We start from the raw sequence: 665 nt of genomic DNA on the forward strand, positions 1-665 counted from the left end.
TGCAGCCGTTCGTATGTCCCCAAAAGGTCTTGGGCGACCTTGATCGCGTCGTCACCGCGCTGTCCGTCTGGCGACCCTGATTCGATCAACTTCCGGGTTTCTTTCGCAAGGCAGATGGTTAGGGGAATGTCGTCAGAAGTGATGCTGTTGAGCAGTGGAGTTTCTGTCCGCGCCGTGCCGGATCGCATTTTCTCTATTATCCACCGGGGGGCGTCGGCGATCGCTGTCTCCTCTGGTGATTTAATCCAGTAGTATTGCCCGGTTTCGGGATGAGCTGACGGTGGCAAAACGGACTGGCATCCGTCCCATCGTAATTCCAGCAACACCTCTTTGCCGTCCGCCCCGGTTTTTTCCGTTCTCAGCTTTTGGGTTTTGATGTCGTGCCAATATTTGTCCGATATTTTGTATAGGTATTGTGCGCGGCCATCTTTTCCACTTGTAAAACTGACAGTCGCGGGCAATCCCCCCAGCGACTCAGCCAGTTCGTGGGCGGCTTCTCCGTCACAATCAACCGCTACAATTCCGCCACTAATTTTTCCTGTTCTGAGTCCGTAGCCCCGAGCCTTCCCGGTTTTGATGTCTTCGATAATGGTGGCGCGATCGCATGGTTTCTCCTGTTGCCAATTCATCCTGTATGCAGCTTTGTTCCCCTTAACGGGGGTGAG

The 665-nt window shown here is 53.8% G+C and carries 1 protein-coding gene; it reads right to left on the reverse strand.

All coding sequences use genetic code 11. From position 1 onward, the window contains the following. Nucleotides 1-629 (reverse strand): bifunctional DNA primase/polymerase (locus LKE08_RS06545; protein WP_324703401.1); only part of this gene is annotated, 629 nt, incomplete at its 3' end. Between the last annotated feature and the right edge of the window lie 36 nt (nt 630-665).

The organism is Lyngbya sp. CCY1209 (assembly GCF_035615495.1).
GTDB lineage: Bacteria > Cyanobacteriota > Cyanobacteriia > Cyanobacteriales > Microcoleaceae > Limnospira.